The sequence below is a fragment of the Microvirga lenta genome (assembly GCF_020532555.1).
In the GTDB taxonomy this organism is placed as follows: Bacteria; Pseudomonadota; Alphaproteobacteria; order Rhizobiales; family Beijerinckiaceae; genus Microvirga; species Microvirga lenta.
This window is the reverse complement of the sequence record NZ_JAJBBR010000002.1, coordinates 373,993-398,564: the sequence shown is the minus strand read 5'-3', so window position 1 is coordinate 398,564 and position 24,572 is coordinate 373,993. Positions and strand designations below refer to the sequence as shown.

Annotated in this window: 23 protein-coding genes and 1 tRNA gene; 20 read left to right on the top strand and 4 right to left on the bottom strand. The window is 65.8% G+C overall.

Features of this window, described 5'->3' with window-relative positions:
* The first annotated feature begins 38 nt into the window (after positions 1-38).
* The 3 genes from LGR44_RS04880 to LGR44_RS04870 are packed head-to-tail and all read left to right on the top strand — an operon-like array spanning position 39 to position 2,824.
* The gene (locus LGR44_RS04880) at positions 39-2,033 is read left to right on the top strand and encodes a SpoIIE family protein phosphatase (RefSeq protein ID WP_226737833.1); all 1,995 of its coding nucleotides are present in this window, start codon (positions 39-41) and stop codon (positions 2,031-2,033) included.
* Entirely contained in the window at positions 2,020-2,355 is a 336-nt protein-coding gene (locus LGR44_RS04875) for an STAS domain-containing protein (RefSeq protein ID WP_226737831.1), read from the top strand. Before LGR44_RS04880 ends, LGR44_RS04875 begins: the two co-directional genes overlap by 14 nt.
* A gap of 25 nt (positions 2,356-2,380) precedes the next feature.
* A complete protein-coding gene (locus tag LGR44_RS04870) occupies positions 2,381-2,824 on the top strand; it encodes an ATP-binding protein (protein ID WP_226737829.1) in 444 nt (147 codons plus the stop codon).
* A gap of 14 nt (positions 2,825-2,838) precedes the next feature.
* Here the strand turns inward: LGR44_RS04870 and LGR44_RS04865 are convergent, their stop codons facing one another.
* Together LGR44_RS04865 and LGR44_RS04860 are read right to left on the bottom strand one after the other, a co-directional pair.
* On the bottom strand, positions 2,839-3,303 hold the full coding sequence (locus LGR44_RS04865) for a hypothetical protein (RefSeq protein WP_226737827.1): 465 nt from the start codon (positions 3,301-3,303) through the stop codon (positions 2,839-2,841).
* Positions 3,304-3,448: 145 nt separating this feature from the next.
* On the bottom strand, positions 3,449-5,293 hold the full coding sequence (locus LGR44_RS04860; protein ID WP_226737825.1) for a glycosyltransferase: 1,845 nt from the start codon (positions 5,291-5,293) through the stop codon (positions 3,449-3,451).
* A gap of 200 nt (positions 5,294-5,493) precedes the next feature.
* On the opposite strand from LGR44_RS04860, the gene LGR44_RS21730 reads away from it, so the two are divergent.
* The 3 genes from LGR44_RS21730 to LGR44_RS04840 all read left to right on the top strand — a co-directional run bounded on the left by LGR44_RS21730 (position 5,494) and on the right by LGR44_RS04840 (position 10,375).
* The gene (locus LGR44_RS21730) at positions 5,494-8,052 is read left to right on the top strand and encodes a tetratricopeptide repeat protein (protein ID WP_264196328.1); all 2,559 of its coding nucleotides are present in this window, start codon (positions 5,494-5,496) and stop codon (positions 8,050-8,052) included.
* Entirely contained in the window at positions 7,973-9,007 is a 1,035-nt protein-coding gene (locus LGR44_RS04845) for a PgaA family protein (RefSeq protein WP_226737821.1), read from the top strand. The genes LGR44_RS21730 and LGR44_RS04845 overlap by 80 nt, the downstream gene beginning before the upstream one ends.
* Before the next feature lie 75 nt (positions 9,008-9,082).
* Positions 9,083-10,375, top strand: a complete 1,293-nt coding sequence (locus LGR44_RS04840) for an amidase (protein ID WP_226737820.1) — start codon at positions 9,083-9,085, stop codon at positions 10,373-10,375.
* A 45-nt stretch (positions 10,376-10,420) separates the two neighbouring features.
* Here the strand turns inward: LGR44_RS04840 and uxuA are convergent, their stop codons facing one another.
* A complete protein-coding gene (uxuA, locus tag LGR44_RS04835; protein WP_226737817.1) occupies positions 10,421-11,611 on the bottom strand; it encodes a mannonate dehydratase in 1,191 nt (396 codons plus the stop codon).
* A 91-nt stretch (positions 11,612-11,702) separates the two neighbouring features.
* On the opposite strand from uxuA, the gene LGR44_RS04830 reads away from it, so the two are divergent.
* From LGR44_RS04830 to LGR44_RS04780, 11 genes are all read left to right on the top strand, one after another.
* Positions 11,703-12,710, top strand: a complete 1,008-nt coding sequence (locus LGR44_RS04830) for a LacI family DNA-binding transcriptional regulator (RefSeq protein WP_226737814.1) — start codon at positions 11,703-11,705, stop codon at positions 12,708-12,710.
* 68 nt (positions 12,711-12,778) lie between these two features.
* The gene (locus LGR44_RS04825; RefSeq protein WP_226737812.1) at positions 12,779-14,062 is read left to right on the top strand and encodes an ABC transporter substrate-binding protein; all 1,284 of its coding nucleotides are present in this window, start codon (positions 12,779-12,781) and stop codon (positions 14,060-14,062) included.
* Between the two features lie 63 nt (positions 14,063-14,125).
* Positions 14,126-14,977: a carbohydrate ABC transporter permease gene (locus LGR44_RS04820; RefSeq protein WP_226737809.1), complete on the top strand. Its 852-nt coding sequence runs from the start codon at positions 14,126-14,128 to the stop codon at positions 14,975-14,977.
* On the top strand, positions 14,974-15,834 hold the full coding sequence (locus LGR44_RS04815) for a carbohydrate ABC transporter permease (RefSeq protein WP_226737807.1): 861 nt from the start codon (positions 14,974-14,976) through the stop codon (positions 15,832-15,834). Before LGR44_RS04820 ends, LGR44_RS04815 begins: the two co-directional genes overlap by 4 nt.
* Positions 15,835-15,845: 11 nt before the next feature.
* Positions 15,846-16,895, top strand: a complete 1,050-nt coding sequence (locus LGR44_RS04810) for an ABC transporter ATP-binding protein (RefSeq protein ID WP_226737805.1) — start codon at positions 15,846-15,848, stop codon at positions 16,893-16,895.
* 20 nt (positions 16,896-16,915) lie between these two features.
* On the top strand, positions 16,916-18,220 hold the full coding sequence (locus tag LGR44_RS04805; RefSeq protein ID WP_226737951.1) for an MGH1-like glycoside hydrolase domain-containing protein: 1,305 nt from the start codon (positions 16,916-16,918) through the stop codon (positions 18,218-18,220).
* The gene (locus LGR44_RS04800; RefSeq protein WP_226737803.1) at positions 18,217-19,032 is read left to right on the top strand and encodes a glucose 1-dehydrogenase; all 816 of its coding nucleotides are present in this window, start codon (positions 18,217-18,219) and stop codon (positions 19,030-19,032) included. The genes LGR44_RS04805 and LGR44_RS04800 overlap by 4 nt, the downstream gene beginning before the upstream one ends.
* Positions 19,033-19,186: 154 nt before the next feature.
* Positions 19,187-19,462, top strand: coding sequence for a DUF4242 domain-containing protein (locus tag LGR44_RS04795; RefSeq protein WP_226737801.1), 276 nt, complete (start codon positions 19,187-19,189; stop codon positions 19,460-19,462).
* A 476-nt stretch (positions 19,463-19,938) separates the two neighbouring features.
* Complete coding sequence (locus LGR44_RS04790) at positions 19,939-20,577, top strand: methyltransferase family protein (protein WP_226737799.1); 639 nt, start codon at positions 19,939-19,941, stop codon at positions 20,575-20,577.
* An 11-nt stretch (positions 20,578-20,588) separates the two neighbouring features.
* Positions 20,589-21,422: a sterol desaturase family protein gene (locus tag LGR44_RS04785; RefSeq protein WP_226737796.1), complete on the top strand. Its 834-nt coding sequence runs from the start codon at positions 20,589-20,591 to the stop codon at positions 21,420-21,422.
* A gap of 174 nt (positions 21,423-21,596) precedes the next feature.
* Positions 21,597-22,604, top strand: a complete 1,008-nt coding sequence (locus LGR44_RS04780; RefSeq protein WP_226737794.1) for a phosphatase PAP2 family protein — start codon at positions 21,597-21,599, stop codon at positions 22,602-22,604.
* Positions 22,605-22,801: 197 nt separating this feature from the next.
* On the opposite strand, the gene LGR44_RS04775 is transcribed toward LGR44_RS04780, so the two are convergent.
* A tRNA-Ala gene (locus tag LGR44_RS04775) sits at positions 22,802-22,877 on the bottom strand.
* 177 nt (positions 22,878-23,054) lie between these two features.
* On the opposite strand from LGR44_RS04775, the gene LGR44_RS04770 reads away from it, so the two are divergent.
* Genes LGR44_RS04770 through folD form a run of 3 tightly spaced genes read left to right on the top strand, consistent with a single transcriptional unit; the run spans position 23,055 to position 24,570 of the window.
* Positions 23,055-23,345, top strand: a complete 291-nt coding sequence (locus LGR44_RS04770; protein WP_226737792.1) for a YggT family protein — start codon at positions 23,055-23,057, stop codon at positions 23,343-23,345.
* 8 nt (positions 23,346-23,353) lie between these two features.
* Positions 23,354-23,668: a DUF167 family protein gene (locus LGR44_RS04765; protein ID WP_226737790.1), complete on the top strand. Its 315-nt coding sequence runs from the start codon at positions 23,354-23,356 to the stop codon at positions 23,666-23,668.
* The gene (gene folD / locus LGR44_RS04760; protein ID WP_226737788.1) at positions 23,665-24,570 is read left to right on the top strand and encodes a bifunctional methylenetetrahydrofolate dehydrogenase/methenyltetrahydrofolate cyclohydrolase FolD; all 906 of its coding nucleotides are present in this window, start codon (positions 23,665-23,667) and stop codon (positions 24,568-24,570) included. Before LGR44_RS04765 ends, folD begins: the two co-directional genes overlap by 4 nt.
* Positions 24,571-24,572 lie beyond the last annotated feature (2 nt).

Sequence of the window (24,572 nt, the reverse complement as noted above, 5' to 3'; positions counted from 1 at the left end):
CACAATAAAGCGTTCGCTGCCGTCATATCTCGTCCCCCATGAAAATTCGCTACATCCTGCTGACCCTGACGATCTTTCTCGGCGTGGCTCTGCTCGTGGCGGTTTCGGTCCAGATCCGGACCGAGATCCTGCAGCATCAGGCGGCCCAGCGCATGGTCGCGTCCAATGCCGTCCGGGAGCACCTCCTGCTCAACGCCAACGCTCTTGCCCAGGAGCGAAGCCGAACCGTGAGGCTTCTCGTCTCGGGCGAGGCCGATGCCAGGCACCGGGAGGAACTGCAGGAGGCGCGCGCCCGCGTGGATGCCACGCAGGAGGCGGCCGAGCAGGAAATCGTCGAGCGGAGCTCCGACCTGCGTGACCCGGCCCGCAGCTTGGCTTCGCTCTCGGGCGTGGCCCGCGACCTCGACGCCCTGAGACAACAGGCCGACGCCTATCTGTCGGCCGACCCGCAGAACCCTGGCTCGGAACCCGTGCAAAGATGGTTTCGGGAGGCGACGCGCCTGATCGACGAGGTCCAGTCCTTCCGCCTCACATTGTTGCAGCAGGAGCGGCCCCAGGATCCTGCCCTGCGCGCCGAGGCGGTTCTGCGGACCTATGGCGGCGTCCTCAGCGAGAGCATCGCCCGAAATCAGGCCATCCTCACATGGGCCCTGTCTCGTCCCGGCGAGATCAACCCGGCCGAGCTCGAAGCCGTCGGCCGCAATGTCGGGCGGGCGGATCTCGCTTGGGAGCTGATCCAGAGCCAATTGACGGCACCCTTGAGCCCGAGCGTCAGGGAGGCCATTTCGGCCGCTCACGCGAAGTACGACACGACGCTGAGCCCTGTTCAGCAAACGTTGTCGAACGCACTTCAAAGCCAGACCCGCCCCGCCATCAGTGCCCAGGAATGGTACGAGATCGCCCGGCAGGGCTTGCGCAGCATCGCCAACATGCAGCAGGAACTGCTGCGCAGCTCGCGGGACCGTCTCGATCTGGAGCTTGCTCAGTCACGGCGTTCGGTGTTCCTGTGGAGCATTCTTCTGCTCTGCGGTTTCGGGGCCGTTCTCGCCAGTGCTCTCGTCGTGCGCCTGCGGGTCGTCCGGCCGCTGGAGGCTCTGAGCAGCGCCATGCTGCGGCTGGCGGAGAACGACCTGTCGGCTCCGCTGCCTCGCCAGACCCGGTCCGACGAGATCGGGGAGATGAGCGATGCCCTGCGCGTCTTCAAGGCCAATGCGATCCGGCGGCAGCGCTCTCAGCAGGACAAGCAGATGCTGCACGCCCGCCTGAAGGACGCCTACCGTCAGCTGCGAAAGGACCTCGAGGCGGCGGCCGTGATTCAGACGACGATGCTGCCGCCTCCTTCGACCCTGGGAGACGTTCGGTATTGCGGTCTGTTCCGGCCATCGAGCCTGGTTGCCGGCGACACCTACAATGTCGTGCGGCGCAGCGACGGCGGAATCGGCTTCTTCCAGATCGACGTGGCGGGGCATGGAGCGCCCGCGGCTCTCGTCTCCGTCGCGTCGCATCAGATCCTGTCCCAGGCGATCCTGACGAGGCCCGACGGAATGCGCTTGGAGACTCTGGTGGAGCGGATCAATGCCGACTGGCCGGAGGGGCTGCCGTATTTCACCATGGTCGTCGGCGAGATCGACGTTGGCGCGCAACGCGCGGCGATCATTCAGGCCGGACATCCGGCCCCGCTCCTCCTTCGGGCGGACGGGATCGTGGAACCGATCGGCGACGGCGGGTTTCCCGTCGGCATGATCTCTTCGGCCACATACGAGACGCTGGAATTCGACTTCCGGCCCGGCGACCGCCTCCTGGTCTATTCGGACGGCCTCGTGGAGGCCGAGAACCGGGAGGGGGAGCAGTTCTCGGAAGAGCGGCTGCGCGGGCTTGTTCACGAGCATGCCGAAGGGTCGACGGGCATTCTCCTCGACAGCCTCGACCGGGTCTTGCGGAAATGGCGCGGCTCTGAAAGGCTCGATGACGATCTGAGCGTTCTGATGCTGGAACGGTTAAGCGAAAGGACGAATGTCGATGCTCACCTCTGAGCTCCGGAACAATGTGCTTGTCGTCCACGTCACCGAGAAGCGCGTCGACGCCAGCAAGGCACCGCTTTTCAAGGACGAGATGACGAGGTGCATCGACGACGGGCACCATCAACTCGTTCTCGATCTCAGCGGCGTCGACTTCGTCGACAGCTCCGGCCTCGGTGCCATCGTGTCCTGTCTCAAGCGCCTCGGTCCGAGGGGAAGTCTTGCCGTGGCCGGCGCCAAGGGGGCGGTCAGCCGCCTCTTCACCCTCACGCGCATGGACAAGGTCTTCGCCCTGCACGACACGGTCGATGCCGCCGTCGAGCAGCTTTCGGCCTGATGCCTATGTGAGCCGAGAAACCGGAATGGCCCCATCCATCAGCCTTCTGATCGACAGCGATCTCGACAAGGTGGCGCATATCGCTCGCGCCGTCCGCGGAGTCTGCACCGGCCTCCTTGCTGCGGAGGAGGCGGATGCGGTCGAACTCAGCGTCGTGGAGGCGATCAACAACGTCATCAAGCACGGCTACCATGGGCAGCCGGGCCAGGACGTCCAGGTGATCGTCGGCCTTCATCCGGACCGGGTCGTGATCGAGATCGTCGATCACGCGCCGCCGATGCAGGCGGGCCTCATCGAGCAGGCCTCGGAGGACCTGTTCTCGTTCGACGCAACCAATCTCGACGATGTTCCCGAGGGAGGAATGGGGCTGGCGCTCATCCGCATGAACATGGACGAGGTCGAATACAGCGCGGGCAGCGGCGAGAACCGGCTGCGCATGGTCAAGCGGGTCGAGGCGCCCGCAGGTTGAGGCGTTCCCGGGCGCTATGAGGCGGGCGAAAGACGCGCGATGCGGTCCTGCAGCGACGGGAAGGTTGCAGCCGCTAGGCCCAGCGCCGAAACGAGCGAGGCGCTCGATTCGCCACGGTTCTGCTCCATCTCGTCGAGGATCCTCTGGACCTGGGAGAGGGCATCGCCCGGCTCCATCACGCCCAGTTGCACGGCGGCAGCGAAAGACGTGAGCAGTCCGGCCCTGGCCTCGTCGGCGCGGGGCTCCCGCGCGTAGACCTCTTCGGACCGGCGCAGGGCCGACCGGACCGCCGCCTGAAGAGCCGGAGGGGCGGATGCCGAAGCCGCATCGCGTTGCGCCAGTTCGGCGGCGACCCGCGCCTGGATCCGCTGTTCCGTGTCCAAAGCCTCGAGATAGATGATGATGCCAGTGGAAATCGCCAGCGCCAGAACGAAGGTGATCTGTCCGCGCGCCTTGAGAAGACCGTCCTTGAAAGTCACCGTATCGTCTCCACCGGAAGGAGGCTCCGGAAGCCAGGGCAGGGAATTCGGCTGGGATCCCGCAGGCCTTGCCGCCGCTGCGGGGTGGGTAGCATGGCGGAATCGATGTCTCCAGGGTCCGTGACTGGGAAAAGCTCCTGCCGGATCACGATGTTGCTCCCTCCACGATTGCGGCTTCGTAGACCGGGTCCGGCTGCCAGAAGGCGGCTTTGATCATTGGAACCATCGCCAGCGCGTTGCTGATGCCCCATACGGTGTTGGCGATCATGGCCCCGAGCGAATAGCCCTCCCGTCCGGCGGCGAACGCGCTCCAGCCCCAGATCAGGCCGGTCAGGGTCAGCACGACCACCGCGATCTGCCATTTCACGAGGCGGGGATAGCTTCCCACCTGCCGATCCTTGGGCGTGACCGGGAACGAGATCTTCTTGCCCCGGACTACCGTCCACAGAGCCTGGAGGTTCAGCGGGAACATGGCGAGATACCAGGCCCGCCCCTTGGCGTTGGAATTGCCCCACAGCGCCACGAGCTGGGAGAGCTCGTTCAACAGCAGGAACGGCGCGATGTGGATGAAGAAGTCGAGGGAGTAGCCGGAGACGGGCGGGACGCCGGAGAAAAGAAAGACGATCGGCGAGAACAGGAAGACCACGTTCCACAGCGGCGACAGGTACGAGTAGAACGTCGAACCGTACATGAGCCGCTGCGGAAGCGACAGGCCCCCGCGCCGGAACAGCGGGTTGTCGTGGGCCATGATGTCGAGGGTGCCGCCCGCATATTTGAAGCGCTGGATGGTCCAGCTCAGAAGGTCGTTGGGCGACAGCATCCTGGCCTGCACCTTCGGATGCAGGACCGACTTCCACCCGCGCTCGCGGTCGGCGTGGAGCACGATGGAGGTGTAGATGTCCTCCGATACGTGGAACTTGTAGGGCTGGAATTCCTCCTCCAGCGCACCCTGCCAGCGCATCGTGTCGCGGATGGAATCGGCGATGGCCTCCTCGCCGGTCAGGCGGCGGGCGGCGGCCTCGTTGCGTCCCGCGGCTGCGGTGACCTGATCCGACCACTGTCGGAGAGCCGCCTCCATGACGGCTTCGCGCCGATGGATCGATCCGGCCCCGCAGCAGAAGCTGGCATTGGCCCAGTTCCGCCGGCGCAGGATCACGTCGAAGAAGAGCTGAGGGTCGTTGGCGAAGGGGTCCTCTCCGATCTGAACCGGACCGAAGATGCGCTCGAAACCCTTCCCCAGGACGCGTCCGGCGCCGCCCAGCCACCGTTCGAGGGCGGCGGGAAGCGGCACCCCGGGCGGAACGTCGTAGAACCATTGTGGGGTCTGCACCCAGGCCACCTTCGGATCGCGGAAATAGCCGAGGGTCTCTTCCAGGAAGGTCGGAAAGGGCCGCATGTCGGCATCGCAGATCAGGATGAAGTCGCCCGAGGTCGAGGCCATGGCGTTCCTCAGGTTGCCGGCCTTGAACCCCACATTGTCGGAGCGGGTGAGGTAGTTCACACCCTCCTCTTCGGCGACGGCCTGCATGGCGGGCCGCTTTCCGTCGTCCAAAACGTGGATCTGGATGTCGATGGGGTGAGGGTAGGTGAAGGCCTTGGCATCGTGCAGCCCCAGGCGCACCAGCTCGGGATCCTCGCTATAGGTGGCGAAGAACACGTCCACCGTCACCGGCCGGTCGGGCATGTCGGGGTCGTCCGTACAGTCCCGGATGCTCGCGGGCAGAGGGCCGGGCGCCGGAGACTTCGCGGACCACAGGTTGATGGTGAACAGGACAAGGCCCAGGAAGGCCCCTGTCTCCGCGATCAGGAGCGGCACCGAGAACCACAGCGCATCGAAGTTGATCGACCCGAGCCACCGCCATCCGATGTACCAGGTGCCGAACACCAGGCTCGCCGTCGCCAGGAACTGCCACAGGGTTTCGTGCCAGGGCGAATAGGGGAGGGGCGTCCACGGGGTCTGTGTCTGGAAACGCGAGGCGGGGCGGGACAAGCAACAGGTCTCCGGAAAGCGAAAATTCACGAGAGGCCGCCCTCTCCAACGAAGAGGGATATAGGCGCTCTTCAGGTTATGGAAGAAATCTGTCTGGACCAATCGGCAGGGAGAACTAAATTTTACCTGTTATAAGCGCCAATTCCAGATAACTGGAAATCCAGACCTTCCTTCTGCTTCGCGATTCGAGATCCCGATCTATGTTTCCATGTAGGCCCGCCCTTCGCACCCGAATCGCGTGCCTGCTCGTGCTTCTGGGGTTGGGGCTCACGGCTTCCCCGGTCTTCGCGCAGTCTCCCGAGGAGATCGTGGAGGACGCGCGCAGGGCCGCCGGCACGAACGACAACAGGGAGGCCGCCCGGCTTTTCGAGCAGGCCATCGGCCTCGCTCCCGGGCGTCGCGGCGAGTGGCTTGTCGAATATGCGGATCAGCTGGCCTATTCGGGCCGGCCCGCCGAGGCGGTTCCCCTGTACCGGGAGCGCCTGGCCGATCAGGCCCTCGACCAGGACACGCGGCGGAGAATCGAGAAAAGCCTGGCTTTTGCCCTCCTCTGGAGCAGCCAGTTCGAGGAGGCCGTCGAGGCGTGGGAGCGGATCGCCGCCGCCAATCCGGGCGATGCGGAGGCGCGCACCGCCTTGGTGGACGCCGTCATCGGAGCGGCCCGCGCGGCTGCGGAGCGGGGCGAGAGCGGAGAGGCCGTGGCGTCGTTCCGCCGTGCGCTCGAACTCGATCCTGCCAGGCGACAGCAGATCGGCCGCGAATATGCCGACCAGCTCGCTTATTCCGGCGAGCCGCAGCAGGCCGTTCCGATCTATCGTGAAATCCTCGGCAGGCCCGATCTGCCGCCCGAGGAACGGCAGCGCACGACGCGCAATCTCGCCTTCGCGCTCCTGTGGAGCAGTCAGTTCGAGGAGGCGATCCGCGCCTGGGAGCAGATCGTGCAGGCCGCTCCCGGCGACGCCGAGGCGCGCAAGGCGCTGTCGGATGCCTTCGTCGGCGCGGCGCGTCAGGCAGCGGAGCGTTCCCGCAATGCGGACGCCGCCGGATCTTTCCGGCGTGCCATCGACACGGCGCCGCAGCGTCGGCCGGAGCTGCTTCCCGAATACGCGGATCAACTGGCCTATGCCGGCCAGCCGGCTCAGGCGGTGCCGCTCTACCGGGAGGCCCTGTCCCAGGGCAGCCGGTCCGAGCAGGAGCTGCGGCGGATCCGGCGGGGTCTTGCCTTCGCCCTCCTCTGGAGCGGCCAGTTCCCGGAGGCCGCCGCCGCCTTCGAGGAGGTGGTGCGGCAGGCACCCGACGACCCGGAGGCTCGGAAAGGTCTGGCGGATGCGCAGGCGGGGGCGGCGCGACCGCCCGCCACTGCCGGCGGCGGCACCGGGCCGGCTCCGGCAGGTTCCGGAACGCCGGGCGCGACAGCCGACGCGGCGCGAACGCCGTCTCCCGCGCAGCCGACGCCTGCCGAGGCCGCCATTGCCGCCGCACGGGCGGCCGCGGGCCGCGGCGCCAACAAGGAGGCCGTGTCGCAGTTCGAGCGGGCCATCGCCCTCGATCCTTCGAAGCGGCGCGAAATCGCGCGGGAATATGCCGATCAGCTCGCGTATTCCGGCGAGCCGGGCAAGGCGGTCCCGGTCTACCGGGACGTGCTGTCCCGCGGGGATCTCTCGTCCGAAGAGCGTCGGCGGACGACCCGCGCGCTGGCCTTCGCGCTCCTGTGGAGCAGCCCGTTTCAGGAGGCGATCGAGGCCTGGAACGACATTCTGCGCGCGAACCGCGACGATGCCGAAGCGCGCAAGGCGCTTTCCGACGCCTATGTGGGCGCGGCGCGGCAGGCGGCCGAGCGCTCCCGCAATGCCCAGGCGGCGGACTTCTTCCACAGCGCCATCGATACGGCGCCGCAACGCCGGCAGGAATTGCTGCCGGAATACGCGGATCAGATCGCCTATTCCGGGGAGCCCGCCAGGGCCGTGCCGCTGTACCGCGAGGCGCTGCGCTCCGGCGATCGCAGTCCGCAGGAAAATCAGCGCCTGCGGCGCGGTCTCGCATTCGCCCTTCTGTGGAGCAACCAATACCGCGAGGCGATCCCGGCCTGGCAGGCGATCCTGCGTCAGAACCCGCGGGACAGCGAGGCCCGCAAGGCCCTGTCCGACGCTCTCGTCGGGGCGGCCCGGCAGACGGCGGGGCAGGGGCGCAGTGCCGAGGCCGCGACCCTGTTCGAGCGCGCCTTCGCGGTCCTGCCGGCGCGCCGGCAGGAGCTGCTGCGGGAATATGCCGAACAGGTGCTCTATGCCGGTCAGCCGGTGCGAGCCATCCCGCTGTTCCAGGAAATCCTGCAGCGACCGAATCTGGATCCCAAGGAGAGGCGCGACGCGCAGCTCGGTCTTGCCCGTGCTCTTGCCTGGAGCGGCCAGCAGGCTGCGGCGATTCCAGTGTTCACCGAGATCCTCCAGGCCTTCCCGAACGATGTGGAAGCCCTGATCGGCCGGGGCAATGCCCTCAACGACATCACGGAGCACAAGCCGGCGCTGGCGGATTTCGAGGCCGTGCTGCGCCTCCAGCCGGCGAACGCGGATGCGCTCCGCGGCGCTGCGACCGCGGAGCGGTCCATGGGCCGCCCACGGGCTGCCCTGGCGCGCATCGAGCCTCTCCTGGCGGCGGGGGGATCGCAATCCCGCGACGCTCATGATCGCCGCCCAGGCGCGGCGCGAGATGGGGCGTCCGGACCTGTCGCAGAGCTATGCGGAAGCGCTTCTCGCGCGTAAGCCCGGCGACGAGGGTGCCCAGAGACTGCTCGAACAGCTCTTCCTCGAACGCCGCCCGCTGACCACCATCGAGGCATGGCACGCGCGCCGTTCGGACGACCTCGCGATCTCGACCCTGCTGCTCTCTCACGAGCTGACCTTCAACAACGGCCTGACGAAGTTCGGGCCGCAGGGGCGAATCATGCACTTCGAGGGCGGGGACTTTCCCACCGTCGATATCTACAGCATCGGACTGGCCGGGCGGCATCGGTTCGACGATTTCCTCGAGTTCAAGTCGTCGTTCTTCCTGAACCTGGAGGACGAGTCCGACGATCAGGACGTGACGTTCACGCACGAGACGACCTTCAGCCTGATCCCGTCCGATGCCCTCCGGCTCGACATCAACCTGGCCCGGCGCTACCCGGACGAGAACTCGCGTTCCATCGTCAACGACGTGTTTGCGGACGATTTCGAGTTCGCCGTCGACTACACCCCCGACAACGCGTTCCGCGTCAGCGGCCGCGGCATCTACAGCCATTATTCCGACGGCAACGAGCGCCTCTGGGGGCAGGCGGAAATCGCCAAGCGCCTCAGCGCCGATCCCTACCTGTGGATCGGCGCCCGCTACACGGCTTTCGACTTCGCGAAGGTGCTCGACAACGGCTACTGGAATCCGGACCGGTACCAAGCCCTCGAAGCGAGCATTCAGCTCTACGGCACATTGGCGGAGCGCTGGACGTACGATCTTCAAGGGGCGGCCGGCTATGGCTGGAGCGAACCCGGGACCGGAGGTTTCGTCTCGTATGCATCGGCGCGCCTCGCCTACGAATTCGCTCCGCAGGCGTCGTTCGCGCTCTATGCCAACCACACCCTGTCCTATGCCCGCTCCTCGGACAACGACGCTTTCGCCCCGGCGCAGGACGATGAGCCGTGGAGCCGGTTCGCGGTCGGCGCCCAGTTGCGGCTGCGCTGGTAGCGGGAGGCTTGACAGCCCCGTGGCCGCCTGGATGCTAGCCGACTTCGATCACCCGAGGCGGCAGGTCCCATCGTCATGACGAGCGTCAGAGAGCGACTCGAAGAGATTCTCGCGCGGTTGAACCGGCGCGCGTCCGAGGAGCGGGTCTTCCTGCGCATCTACGACGAGGTCGCACGCATTGCCGCCGATGCCGCCGACGCCCGCAGGAGGGCCGGGCTGTCCCTCGGTCCGCTCGATGGCGCCATCGTCTCGATCAAGGATCTGTTCGACGTGGCGGGCGAGGCCACCACGGCCGGATCGATCGTTCTGAAGGACGCCCCTCCCGCGCAGCGGGATGCGGCCATTGTCCGGAGATTGCGGCAGGCCGGCGCGGTGATCATCGGCAAGACCAACATGGTCGAGTTCGCCTTCTCCGGTCTCGGCCTCAACCCGCATTACGGCACGCCCGGCAACGCGGCGGATCCCGACCGGATTCCCGGCGGTTCGTCCTCCGGCGCCGGCGTGAGCGTGGCCGAGGGGACGAGTGACATCTCCATCGGCAGCGACACGGGCGGTTCTGTCCGGATCCCGGCGGCGCTCAACGGCGTGGTCGGCTTCAAGCCGACGGCCCGGCGGGTGCCGCTGGACGGCGCCTTTCCGCTCTCGCCCAGCCTCGACTCCATCGGGCCGCTGGCGCGAAATGTTCAGGATTGCGCCGATGCCGACGCGATCATGGCCGGCGAGGAGCCTCGGACCGTCAAGGCCTTTCCGCTCGCGGGGCTCCGAATCGGCGTGCCGCGCGGCAGGCTCTTCGACGAGCAGGAGCCGATGGTCGGGGATGCCTTCGAGGCGAGCCTGCAGCACCTCGCAAGGGCGGGCGCGAGAATCGTCGAGCACGGCATCGAGGATCTGCTCGCAGCCATGGCGGAGACCACGGTTCACGCCTCGATCGCCTCCATCGAGGCGGCGGAGGTCCATGCCGACTGGCTCGACGAGAGGGCCGAGATGATCGATCCGCGGGTGCGGTGGTGGATTGCCCGAAGCGGCAAGGTCCCGGCGCCCGTCTACATTCGCATGATCCGGCGCCGGCGCGCCCTTGCCGCCGCCATGGACGAGCGGCTCGCTTCCATCGATGTGCTGGCCCTGCCGACGACCACCATCTCGGCTCCTCTGACGGCACCGCTTCTGGATAACGACAAGCTCTACAACCACACCGACTGGCTGGTCCTGCGCAACACGATGTTCGGCAACCAGTTCGATCTGACCGGCATCTCGCTGCCGATCCAGGGCCATGCGCGGCCGGTCGGTCTCATGCTCGTGGCCCGGCATGGCCATGACCATCGGCTGCTGGACATCGCGGCAGGCGTCGAGCGCGAATTGCAGGGCTGATCCGGAGAGACGGGCGCCCGTCGGCCCGGCCCTCCGTTGCTTTTGCTAATGCGTGCGTTCGAGAGCACGGATGATCCCGCGCAGCTCGGCCAGTCCCTTGAGACGGCCGATGGCGGTATAGCCCGGATTGACGCGCCGGTTCGGGTCGAGATCGTCGAGCATGCGATGTCCGTGATCGGGACGGAAGGGCAGGGTCTCGTTTTCCGGCCGGCGACGGTCCTCCGCGAGAAGCGCCTCGATCACCGCCACCATGTCCACGTCGCCGTCGAGATGGTCGGCCTCGTGGAAGCTCAGGCCGTCCGCATCGCGGCGCGTCGCCCGCAGGTGCACGAAGTGAATGCGCTCCGCGAACTGACGCACCATGGCGGGCAGATCGTTGTCGGCGCGCACGCCGAGGCTGCCGGTGCAGAAGCACATGCCGTTCGAGGTGGATGGGACCGCCCGGAACAGCTGGTCGTAATCATCCGCCGTGGAGGCGATCCTGGGCAGCCCGAAGAGCGGGCGCGGCGGGTCGTCAGGGTGCAGGGTCAGCTTCACCCCCAGCCGCTCCGCCGTGGGCGTCACGGCCTCCAGGAAGCCGATCAGATGAGCGCGAAGCCGGTCCGGCGTGATGTCGCCATAAGAGGCGAGGCGGTCGCGGAAGCCGTCGAGGTCGAGAACGTCCGTCGTCCGTCCCGGCAAGCCCGCCGCCATGGTGCTGGTGAGCGTTTCCGCCTCGTCGTCGGTCAGGGCATCGGCGATGACCTTTGCCCGGGCCCGGGTGGCCTCGTCGTAATCCGCCTCGGCGCCTGCGCGCTTCAGGATATGGAGGTCGAAGGCGGCAAGACGGGCCTGATCGAAGCGGAGGGCCGTCGCACCGGTCGGAAGCGGCCAGTCGAGGTCGGTGCGCGTCCAGTCGAGCACCGGCATGAAGTTGTAGCAGACGATCTTCAGCCCGGCGGCTGCCACGGCCTCGAGGCTGGCGATCCAGGTCTCGATGGAGCGGGTGGCGTTTCTGCCCTGGCGCTTCACGTCGTCGGGCACGGGAATGCTTTCGACGACGCTCCAGGTGAGCTTCGTGCGTCCCTGCGGCGTGGCCTCGATCAGGTCGCGGTGGCGTTCGACCTCGGCGCGGGTCCACGCCTCTCCCGGAGGAAGATGGTGCAGGGCCGAGACGATGTCCGTGGCGCCTGCCTGCCGGATGTAGTCGAGTTTCACCGGATCGTCCGATCCGAACCAACGCCATGCCTGCCGCATCGTATCCTCCTTTGTTCACCGGGTTGTTAGCACAGCCTTATTGACTTCCCAAAACGTTTCGGCTGCACTGAAGGCAGGAGATCTGCTCACAGTGTCGAAGCTGAAGCAACTTGCGCAAACGCTGGGTCTGTCGATCACGACTGTGTCGCGGGCGCTCGACGGCTATTCCGATGTGGCTCCCGCCACTCGCGAGCGTGTGCGCGCTGCGGCGCAGGCGATCAACTACCGGCCGAATTCCGCGGCCCGCAGCCTGAGGCGGCGCAGGGCCGAGGCCATCGCGGTCACTCTGCCGCTGGAGCCGGGCCGGTTCGGGCCGGCGGTCTTTCTGAACATGCTCGCAGCCTGCAGCCAGCGTCTGGCGGAGGAGGGGCTCGACCTGATGCTCCTGCCCACGGCGAGCCGCGCGGCGGAGATGGAGACTTACCGACGGCTGATCGAGGGCGGACGCGCGGATGCGGTCATCGTCGTGCGTACCCGTCTCGACGACGAGCGCGTCGCCTTCCTGAAGGAGCGCGGCATTCCTTTCGTCACCCACGGGCGCACGGGCCGTTCCGAGGAACATGCCTATATCGACGGCGACGGCGCGGCCGGGTTCCGCGAGGCGACCCGCCTGCTCGCATCCATGGGGCATCGCCGCATCGCCCATATCGCGGCGCCGCAGGATCTCACCTTCGCTCACCTGCGCCGCAGCGGATGGCTCGCCGGTCTTGCCGAGGAAGGACTGACGGATGCGCTCGAACGCGCCTCCCAGCCGACCGAGGCCGGCGGCTACGAGGCGACCCTGTGGCTTCTGGACCAGCCGACGCCGCCGACGAGCATCCTTTGCGCCACCGACAGCATCGCCATCGGCGCCTTGAGTGCGCTCAAGGACAGGGGCCTCGCCGCCGGACGCGATATCGCCGTGATCGGCCACGACAATCTGCCGTCGGCCGCATTCACGGATCCGCCGCTCTCCACCATGGAGATCGCCACTCCCGATGTGGGGCGGCAGCTCGCCGAAATGCTGATCGCCCGTCTGGGCGGCCGCGACCCGCGCGAGCTTCAGACGATTCTGCCGGTTCGGCAGGTTCCGCGGGCAACCCACGGAACACCGAACTGACGTGAGAGGCTCTCGGCCTCCCGGACCCGGGCCGAGCGCTGCAACGAAGGGGCCGACGGAGGAAACACATGACGCATCAGGTGCCTTTACGCGCCATCGCCGTCGCGGCTGCCTTTCTCGGAGGGCTCGCCGCCGCGCAGGCGCAGGAAACGATCTTCTACTCGACCCAGCTTCGTCCGATCGAGGAAGCCACCAAGGTGCGCGAGGTGCTCCTGGAGGGCCTTTCCGGCAACGTCACCTATGTGGTGGACGAGCCTCCGGCCTTTGCCGTGCGCATGAAGGCCGAGACGCAGGCGGGCAAGCGCACCGCCAGCGTGGTGGGCGCCCTGCACGGCGAGCTCCAGCCGCATGTTCCGGACGACATCCAGCCCATCGACGATGTGGTCGCGAAGGTGGCCGGCCGCGGCATCCCCGCGAGCCTCATGGATCTCGGCAAGCTCGGGACGGGCAAGCAGCAATACATCCCGTGGATGCAGGCGACCTACGTGATGGTCGCCAACAAGCAGGCCCTGCAGTACCTGCCGCAGGGCGCGGATGTGAATACGCTCACCTACGAGCAGCTCCAGCAATGGGCCAAGAACATCGCCGACAAGACCGGACAGCGCCGCCTGGGCTTCCCGGCCGGCCCGACGGGGCTCATGCCGCGTTTCTTCCAGGGATATCTCTATCCGTCCTTCACCGGCGGCGTCGTCACGACCTTCAAGTCGCCCGAGGCCGAGGCGGCCTGGAACGCCATGAAGGAGCTGTGGGCGGTGTCGAACCCCAACTCCACCAACTACAATTTCATGCAGGAGCCCCTGCTCGCGGGCGAGGTCTGGATCGCCTGGGACCACATCGCCCGCGTGAAGGAGGCGCTCACCCTGCAGCCCGACCAATACGTGGCGTTCCCGGCCCCTGCCGGCCCGAAGGGGCGCGGCTACATGCCCGTGATCGCAGGTCTGGCGATCCCGAAGGACTCGCCGAACCGTGAAGGCGCGGTGGCCGTGATCGACCACATGACCAAGCCGGAAACGCAGATCCTGACCGCGACCGAGGTCGGCTTCTTCCCCGTGGTGAAGGCGGAACTGCCGGCCGATCTCGCTCCCGGCATCAAGCAGCTCGCCGCAGCGGTGGACGCGACGCAGAACGCCAAGGACGCGCTCGTCTCCCTGTTGCCCGTCGGCCTCGGCGCCAAGGGCGGCGAGTTCAACAAGGTCTATTCCGACACGTTCCAGCGCATCGTACTGCGCAACGAGCCGGTCCGGACCGTGCTGCAGGAGCAGGCGAAGACGCTCGAAACACTCATGAAGGAGACCGGCGCACCGTGCTGGGCGCCGGACAAGCCGAGCCAGGGCGCCTGCCCCGTCAACTGATCAGCCTCCGGCCCTGGCGGATGCCAATCCGCCGGGGCTTCACCCTGCGGTCGGAGCGGATTCATGCCTGCGCGCACGTCCTGGATACCCTATGCCCTCATCGCGCCGTCGGTCGTCTTTCTCGGCGCGTTTTTTCTCATCCCGCTCGTCCAGACCATATGGCTGTCGTTCTCGGCGGGCGATGAGCTGTCGCTCGCCAATTACGAGCGCATGGTGAACGACCTGAACTTTTCGCTGGCCGTGCGCAACACGTTCCTGCTGACGCTCGTGGTCGTCCCCGTCCAGGTCGTGCTCGCCCTGGCCATGGCGACGATGGTGTCCAAGCTGGAAAAGGGGCGCGACATCGCGCTCTGGATCCTCACCATTCCTTTGGGCATCTCCGATCTGGCGGCGGGCCTCGCCTGGCTCGCGCTTCTGCAGAACACGGGCTACCTGAATTCCGCGCTCTATGCCCTGGGGCTCATTCCCGGACCGGTGGGCTGGCTCTCCCAGGAGACGCCCTGGAGCCTCTTCTTCGCCATCGCGGCCGCCGAAGTCTGGCGCGCGACCGCCATCGTTCTCGTGATCCTGATTGCCGGTCTCCAGCTCATTCCGAAGGAATTCTCCGAGGCCGCCGAAATCTTCGGGGCAAGACCCTGGACGCGCTTTCGCAGGATCACGCTGCCGCTCCTGAAGCCCAGCCTGCAATCGGCGCTCATCCTGCGCACCGTGCTCGCCTTCGAGGTCTTCGCCGTCGTCTACGCCCTCGGCGGGCGCAATTTCCCCGTTCTCGCCGGCGAGGCCTATACCTGGCAGAACGAGAACCAGAACTACGGCGTTGCGGCCGCCTATGCGGTCCTCATCATGGCGATCTCGCTGGCCGCGACCGCCGTCTACCTGCGCGTCCTGCGCACCCGTCCGGAGCAGCTGCCATGACAGCCACCACATCCGAACTTCGGCAGCCCGCATCGGCCCGGGGCGCGACGCTCCCCTCGGCGCGGCGCCTGCTCCTCTGGACCGGGATGGCCGTGCTCCTGGCATGGGTCCTCGTGCCGATCTACTTCGTGGCGCTCGGCGCCTTCGGCGGCAGGCTCGGGGTCTTCCGGTGGCCGAAGACTATCTTCCCGGCCGATTTTTCCGTCGCCTCCATGATGCAGTTCCTCGCCATCGAGGGCGTCCTCAACGCGCTGATCAACTCGCTCATCGCGGCGGGACTGACGGTGCTCTTCTCGGTGCTCCTCGGTGCGCCGGCAGGTTACGCGCTCGCGCGCTACAGCTTCCGCGGTCAGAACGCCTACCGGCTTCTCGTCCTGCTCACCCGCGCCTTTCCCTTGGCGATCCTGGCGCTGCCGCTCACGGTGTCCTTCATCCGTCTCGGCCTGTACGACACGCCTTTCGGCGTTTCCCTCATCCACACGGTGCTGGCGCTGCCCTTCGCGGCCCTGGTGACCCAGAGCCTGTTCATGGGCATTCCGCGCGAATACGAGGAGGCGGCCTGGGTCTTCGGCTGCACGCGGTTCCAGGCCTTCCTGAAGGTGGTGCTGCCGCTGGCCCTTCCCGGGCTCGCCGCCACGGCGATCTTCGCCTTCGTGATCTCCTGGAACGAGGTCTTCGCCGCGTCGATCCTGACCGTGCGCGAACGGACATTGACCGCCTATCTCCTGAGGATCCTCGCCGAGAGCCCGCTGCATTACCGCTTCGCGGGCGGCTTCATTCTCATCATCCCATCCGTGCTCTTCATCTTCGCGGTCAGGAAATACCTGTTCGCGGTGTGGGGCATCGCGAGCAAGTAACGGAGCCTCTCATGGCCGACATCGTCATCGACCGCGTCGTGAAGGAATTCGGCTCCTTCCGCGCGCTTCAGGAAGTCTCCCTCACCGTCCGCGACGGCGAGTTCGTCGCCCTGCTCGGCCCATCGGGCTGCGGCAAGACCACCCTTCTGCGCATCATTGCCGGGCTGGAGAAGCAGAATGCCGGCCGCGTCGTGATCGGCGGGCGCGACGTGAGCGACCTGGCGCCGCGCAGGCGCGGCCTTGCCATGGTGTTCCAGAACTACGCCGTTTTCCCGCACATGACCGTGTTCGAGAACGTGGCTTTCGGCTTGCGCATGCAGAAGGCGCCGCAGGCGGAGGTGAAACGCAAGGTGGAGCGGGCTGCTTCGCTGCTGCATATCGACAGCTACCTCGACCGCTATCCGGCGAAGCTCTCCGGCGGACAGCGCCAGCGCGTGGCGGTGGCCCGCGCCCTCGCCGTCGAGCCCGCGGTGCTGCTCATGGACGAGCCGTTGTCGAACCTCGATGCCCTGCTGCGGCTCGAAATGCGTACGGAGCTGAAGGCCGTCCTGCGCGAGGCCGGCACGACCACGATCTACGTGACCCACGACCAGACCGAGGCCATGGGCCTCGCCGACCGGATCGCGGTGATGTACGGCGGCAAGATCGATCAGATCGGCACGCCCCTCGAAGTCTATGCGACGCCGGCAACCCGGTTCGTCGGAGGCTTCCTCGGCAGTCCGCCGATGAACTTCATCAAGGTGCGCTGTGCGCAGGGAATGGCGCGGATCGGCGAGGCCGCCGTGCCGTGCCCGCCTGCGGACGGAGAGCTGGAACTCGGCCTGCGCGGCGAGGATGCAAGCCTCGACCCAGGCGGCTCGGGCATTCCCTTCGATGTCCGGGTGGTGGAGCCCATGGGGTCGCATCTGCTCCTGACCGGCTCCATCGACGGGCAGCTCGCCCGGATCGTTGCGCCCCCCACCGCCCACGTAACCGCCGGGGAGCGCGTCGCCCTGACCGTCGACCCCTCCCGCCTGACCTGGATCGACGGCGCAACGGGCCGCGCCCTCGCCCGAGCATGAATGGAACGACCATGGACGATATGATCAAGCTCGACAGGGACGAGGCCGCAAGGGCGATCCTCACCCGCAACGATCGCGGCGGCTACACGGTCCCCACCGACCGGCTCTACCCCTTCCAGTGGAACTGGGACTCCGCCTTCGTGGCCATGGGCTTCGCCACCTTCGACGTCGACCGCGCCTATCGCGAGCTGGAGCGGCTGATCGAGGGGCAGTGGGACGACGGGATGATCCCGCATATCGTGTTCCACGCGCCGAGCGACACCTATTTCCCCGGCCCCGAGGTGTGGGGCACGCGGCACCGGATCGCGACCTCGGGCATCACGCAGCCGCCGGTCTTCGGCATGGCGCTTCGCCATGTGCACGAAGCGGCGGTCGAGGCGGGTCTGCCGAATGCGGCGGAGCGCACCCGCAATCTCTTCCAGGCCGCCCTGCGCTCCCACCGCTGGTGGCTGCGCGCGCGCGACCCGGACGGTCTCGGGCTCGTGGCGATTCTTCATCCATGGGAGAGCGGCAGCGACAACTCGCCCGCCTGGGATGCGGCCCTCGCGCGGGTTCCCACCAGCACGACCACGGCCATCCGGCGCAAGGATACCGGCCATGTGGACGCCGCCATGCGGCCCCGGGACGAGGACTACCAGCGCTTCATCCATCTGGTCGATACCTACCGCGAATGCGGCTGGGACCCGCAGCGGCAATGGGCGGTCGCACCCTTCAAGATCGCCGATGTGCAGATGACCGCCATCCTCGCCCGGGCGACCGCCGATCTGATTCATCTGGCCGAAGATTTCGGATGGGAAGCGGAGCGCGCGGAGCTGTCGGAGATGCATGACAGGCTCACTGCAGGCCTCGCCCGCCGCTGGCGGTCCCATCTCTCCCGCTTCGTCTCGCTCGATCTCGTCTCAGGCGAGGATGTGGAGGCTCCGACCCAGGCCTGCTTCATGCCGCTCGTGGCACTGCGGATCGACGATGCGCAGCGCCAGGCCGTTCAGGCCGAGATCGAGCGCTGGCACGAGGGCATGGTCGTGGGCCTGCCCTCGACCGCTCCCTTCTCGCCGGCCTTCGAGCCGAAGCGCTACTGGCGCGGGCCGGTCTGGGCGGTGGTCAACTGGCTCATTGCCGATGGCCTGCGCATGAACGGTCTCGAGAACCTCGCCCAGCGGATCGAGCAGACAACCGTCCGGGCCATCGAGCGGGCCGGCTTCTGCGAATATTTCGATCCCACCACGGGCGAGGGTCTCGGAGGCGACACGTTCTCCTGGACGGCCGCCGCCTATCTCGTGCTGGGCCGGCGCGCGAAGGCGTCCGCCTCGGGAGCGCGCCGATGACGGTCCATGCCCGCCTGAAGGGCCGCTTCGCGCTGATCACCGGTGCGTCCCGAGGGATCGGTCGTGCGGTGGCGGAGCGCTTCGCCGCCGAGGGCGCGACGGTGGCCATCAACCATGTCCGCGACGCAGCCGAAGCCGAGGCCGCCCTCGAAGCCTGCCGGGCGGCTTCGAACGATGCCGGTCATGGGGAGCGGCCCCACGCATTGATCGAGGCCGATGTGAGCTCGGCGACGGCCGTGGATGGAATGATCGAGCGGGCCATCCGCGGCTTCGGGCGTCTCGACATCCTGGTGAACAACGCCGGCATTCAGTCCGAGACCCCCGGCGAGGCCTATGATCCGGCGGTCCTGGAGCGGATCATCGCGGTCAATCTGCTCGGCGCGGCTCACTGCGCCCGGGCTGCCATCCGCCATTTCCTCTCCCGGCCCGGGGGCGGGGTCGTCATCAACACGTCGAGCGCGCACGAGGTCATCCCCAAGCCGGGCTTCCTCGCCTATTCCATGAGCAAGGGCGGCCTGGGCAATCTCACCCGCACGCTGGCTCTTGAATTCGCCGATCGCGGCATCCGCGTGAACGGCGTCGGCCCCGGTGCGACCCTCACGAGCCTCAATGACGCCTGGCGCAACGATCCGGCGCGCCTGAAGAGCGTCGAGAGACACATCCCGATGGGCTATGCGGCGGCGACGGAGGCAATCGCACCGGTCTTCGCCTTCCTGGCCTCGGATGAGGCCGCCTATGTGACAGGCCAGACCCTGTTCGTGGATGGCGGCCTGACGCTTTACGGGGACTTCAAGGAAAACTGGTCGTCGTGATCGGGCCGGTCAGCCTTTATTGACGTTGACACCTCCGGCCCCTGGGCGAAGCTGGTGCGGCTGCGGAGAGCGGGCCGGAACGTTCTCGACGGCTCTGTCGGCCCGGCCTGCCGCTCTTGGCGTTCGCGGTCATTCAGCCAGCGAGGAGACAGCCATGCCGAAATTCGTCATCGAACGTGAAATGCCCGAGGTCGGCCATTTGTCGGACGCGGACTTCAAAGGCGCGGCCCAGAAATCCTGCGACGTGCTGCAGGCCATGGGCCCGGAGGTGCAGTGGATCCAGAGCTTCGTCACCGAGAACAAGATCTACTGCGTCTACCACGCGGCCGACGAGAGCCTCATCCGCGAGCACGCGGAGCGCAGCGGCTTCCCGGCCAGCAAGATCAGCAAGGTCGAGCGCGTGATCGATCCGGCCACCGCCGAGGCTTGACCCAGGGTGGCGGCAGGCCTCTCCCCACGATGGTAGGGGGATCGGAGCGCACCTGCGAACGGAATGCGGCACCTGGTAACGGTGCCGCAACCGCAGTCTCGCAATTTCAGGCGTGACCCCCAACCGCTGCGGCAACCGGAATTGATGCGCGGGCGAAACTGTCCATCTTCGGCTTCGTCTCCACGTCCGTCATCTCCTGTCTGACGCAACGAGAGGAAGGTGCCTCTCAAGTTCCGCAAAAATAGGTGTAGGTGGGTTTCGCAGCGATTCCGCCGACCCTGTGCGAGGTCGGGTGCTTCTGAAAGTCGAACAGGAAAGGTCAGGAAGCCTGCGTGGAACCCTTGCCGACGCCGTTTTGGCCAGATCTTGCGCCGCTGTCGTCGGCTTAGACTGTTCGGCCTAATTGTTGCGCCGCTCGGGATTGGTACATTCGGCCGAACGTAGTTTCTTTCCGAAATAGTTTTCCTGGACGCGCTATGAAGCAGATCATCCTTTCCGGGCGACCGGTTAATCTGCCGTTTGTGCTCGATATGGTTGAGCGTGCAATTGCTGCGGCATTCTTCGGCTTCTTTGCTCTACGATTGCTGAATGCCTATCTGGAAACCGAGACGCCGATTTATCTCCTGTTGCTGTTCTCGGAGTGCCTTGTCGTCGGATTTCTTCTTGTAAGGCGGACGACCAGCGACGTTTCACTGCGCCCTTCCGACTGGTGTGTCGCTGTGGCTGGAACCACCCTTCCACTGCTCGTCACTGCGGGGGGCGAGCCGCTTGTGGACGGCAGCATCTCTGCCGTTTTCATGCTCATTGGGTTGGGCCTCAATATCTGGGCCAAGCTTTCGCTCCGGCGCAGCTTTGGAATAGTCGCAGCGAATAGAGGGGTGAAGACGCGGGGGCCTTACAGCTTCATACGTCACCCGATGTATTTTGGATATGTGGTGACCCAGGTCGGATTCCTCCTTTTCAATCCGACACTCTGGAACCTCATGATCTATGCAGCGGCTTTCATGCTCCAAGTCCTTCGGATCTCGGCGGAAGAGCGTACCCTCTCCCGTGATCCGCAATACGAGGCCTATGCTGAATCGGTCCGATACAGGCTGATCCCCGGCGTTTTCTGAAGGCAGCCTCCATGGAATACCTTCCCGATCTGAAGCGCCTCCTGCTCTTGGTTGTCGTGTTCGTTCCGGCAGAGCGCCTCCTCGCCCTTCGACCAGGGCAGAAGCTCTTTCGGCGCGGCTGGGCGAATGACTTGCTCTACTACGTCGCCAATGGGCCCATCATCGGTCTTGGCATCTCAATCGTTGTTCTCGGCACCATCGTGATGGCCGAGTGGTTGGTTCCTGAATCGATCAGGGAAGCGGTCGCCAGTCAGCCGTACTGGGTCCAGACCCTCGAGGTCATTCTTCTGGCGGATGTGGGCTTTTACGTCGCTCACTTTGCCTTTCACAAAATTCCCTGGCTTTGGAGATTTCACGCAGTTCACCACAGCATCGAGGAGCTGGACTGGCTCGCAGCCCACCGGGTGCACCCGGTCGATCAGATCATCACCAAGGGTGTGTCTCTCCTTCCAATCTTCGCCCTTGGGTTCTCTGGCGTCGCCATCGCCATCTTTGGGCTGATATACGGCTGGCACTCCATTCTGCTTCACGCGAACGTCAAAATTAAATTTGGACCTCTCCGCTGGCTGATCGCCTCTCCGGAATTTCATCACTGGCATCACGCCAACCACCGCGAGGCATACGACAAGAACTTCGCCGGGCAGCTCTCTATCCTCGATGTCGTGTTTCGCACGGCCTATATGCCGAAGGGCAGAATGCCGAGCCGGTACGGAACTGATGATCCGGTACCACATCACTACCTTTCCCAGCTGATCTACCCGTTCGTTCGACGCAAGCCACGCAAGCCGAGCGAGAATATGTCTCCGGTCATCTCGGGCAACAGCCTGCAGCCGGTGAAGGAGTAATCGCGAGGTCTCATGCGTCTGCACGGCAGCATAGGAATGAACGAGGGGCACAGATTGCTTCATCAAGAGTCAATTGAGACTGCTCCTCCTCGCGTCTCATGGGGCGGTAAGCTGCGGTCTCAGCCGTTTTGGCGCGAGTTGCATCGTGAGGTCATGTCGGACCGATGGCTCTATGTGACGATCCTGCTCTACTTCATAGCTGCGCAGCTTCTAGCCGTCGCAACCGGAAATCCCCACAGACTGCGCCCGCTCATGTATTTGACAGGATGGCTGACGACAGTTCTTTCATGCTTGGCGCTGTACCTCCTGGGCTACAGAATCCCGAAGGCGCTCTTGGCTGACCCGCGCCGTCCTTTGAGGGCCATTCTCAATACAGTATCGAGCCTCATGGCGCCCCGTCTGCTCGCTGGCGGGCTGCTCTTGGTCTCCCTCGGAGTGTTCTTCGGCACCTTCACATCGGTCAAGAATCTTCTGCCGGAGATCGTTCCGTTCTGGTCTGATCCTCTCCTTGCCGATATTGACGAAGCTCTACATGGAGGGACAGCGCCCTGGCTCTTGCTCCATCCGTTGATTGGTGATCCTGAAACAACAAGAGCCATCGAGCTGACCTACATGCTTCCCTGGAGCGTTATGATGGCAGGGACCCAGGTTCTGCTTGCCATACATCCGAAGCTGTCCCAGCTCAGGGGGCAATACTACTCGACATACCTGGGGGCCTGGATCCTTCTCGGCAGCGGCCTGGCATGTATCGGCATGTCGGCCGGACCCGTCTATTATGGCGACGTGACTGGCGATAACCACCGTTTCTCAGCCTTGGTGGAGTATCTGTCGTTCAGCGACGGCCTGATCTCCTCGGCTGCGGGGATCCGGAATTATCTCTGGAACGCTTATCAGTCCAAGGATACGTGGCTCTCATCCGGTATTTCCGCCTTTCCAAGCATGCATGTGGCGACCACAACGTTGTTGGCTCTGGCGGGTTGGGTCCTGAATCGGTGGCTGGGTTTCGCTCTGGCGGCATTCTGGCTCGTCATTCTGGTGTCGTCAGTCCATCTGGGCTGGCACTATGCCATCGACGGGTACGTCTCGACCCTCTGCACGATAGCAATTTGGATGGTGGCCGGCCGGTTCTACAGAGGTTCGGAACCCCAAGCAAAAGGTCGTGATCTCTGGTCGCATGCCTAAGTCAAGAGACTGTCGGCCTACCGGCAAAGAAGGATAGTCTGGGTTACGGCTGTAATAGAACCGCGCGAAAGACCGCCTCTTGCTCAAGCGCCGCAGATTTTCAGTGAGTATGGCTATGCTAGAACTGTATCTCCGCTGAATGAGGCGGAAAGACTGAGGCAATCAAAATTATTGTGAAGGATCAACCACTTGAGGCTTGGTGGAGCTGAGGGGATTCGAACCCCTGACCTCTGCAGTGCGATTGCAGCGCTCTCCCATCTGAGCTACAGCCCCGGCCGGTTGTAAACGACCAAGCGGCGGCGTTTTTAGGCCCGCGGGGTTCGGTCTGTCAATCGGAATGCGGTGCATCCGGTCATTCTTTTGCGAGCGGAGCGGTTCGGCTTCATTCCTGGGTTGTTCGGGCCTGCCAGTAACGCTACATGAGCACGGTCCGATCCTGACAGGTTTCCCATGCGCGCACTGCTCGAAGTCATCCTGCTGGCCCTGCAGCTCTACGTCTACCTGATCGTCGCCTCGGCGATCCTGAGCTGGCTGGTCGCCTTCAACGTCGTCAACACCCGCAATGATTTCGTCCGGTCGATCTGGAACTTCCTGGATGCGGTGACGGAACCGGCCCTGAGGCCGATCCGGCAGATCCTGCCCAATCTCGGCGGCGTCGACATCTCTCCGGTCATTCTGATCCTGCTGATCATCTTCATCCAGAAGCTGATCGTGGATTACCTGCTGCCGGCGGCCTTCTGAGGCCTGCCGTGCCTTGGCGGGTGCGCCCGGACGGGCTCGAGCTGCGCGTGCGGGTCACGCCCCGGGGCGGCAGGGACGCCGTCGATGGGGTCGAGACCCTCTCCGACGGAAAGAGGGTTCTGAAGGTCCGGGTGCGGGCCGTGCCGGAGGACGGGGCCGCCAACGAGGCGGTCCGGCGCTTGCTGGCCAAGGCGCTCGGCTGCTCCGCTTCGGCCGTGAGCCTGGAGGCGGGTGCCACGGCCCGGGTGAAGACATTTGCGATTTCAGGCGATGCCCGGGCCCTGACCGGGAGGGTCGCCCTCTTGACGGGACAGGACCCATGAGCGCCACGATCATCGACGGAAAAGCCTATGCGGCGGGCCTGCGGGCCCGGATCGCCGAGGCGGTGGAGGATTTGACGCGCCGGGGCGTGACCCCGGGATTGGCCGTCGTGATCGTCGGCGAGGATCCGGCGAGCCAGCTCTACGTGAAGAACAAGGCGCGTCAGACCGTCGAGGTGGGAATGCGCTCGTTCGAGCACGTGCTGCCGGCCTCCACCGGCGAGGCGGAGCTTCTCGCGCTCGTGGCCCGGCTCAATGCCGATCCGGCGGTGGACGGCATCCTCGTCCAGTTGCCCCTGCCGAAGCAGATCGACGCCCAGAAGGTGATCGAGGCCATCGATCCGGCCAAGGACGTGGACGGCTTCCATCCCATCAATGCCGGCAAGCTGATGACCGGCGTGCCCGGCCTGGTCTCCTGCACGCCGCTCGGGTGCCTTTTGCTCCTCCAGTCCGTGCGCCGGGACCTCGCCGGGCTCGACGCGGTGGTCCTCGGGCGGTCCAACATCGTCGGCAAGCCCATGGCACAGCTCCTCATCGGGCAGAGCTGCACCGTGACGGTGGCCCATTCGAGGACGCGGGATCTGGTCGAGGTCTGCCGCCGGGCGGATGTCCTCGTGGCGGCCGTCGGGCGGCCCGAGATGGTCCGGGGCGACTGGATCAAGCCCGGCGCCATCGTGATCGACGTCGGCATCAACCGGGTGCCCAACCCGGCCGCGGGCGAGGGCAAGACCAAGGTGGTCGGCGACGTGGCTTATGCCGAGGCGGCTGAAATCGCCTCGGCCATCACGCCGGTCCCGGGCGGCGTCGGGCCCATGACCATCGCGTGCCTGCTGCGCAACACCCTTGAGGCGGCTTGCGTCAGGCGCGGCCTGGAGATGCCGTCGCTGGACGTGCGAGCGGCCTGATC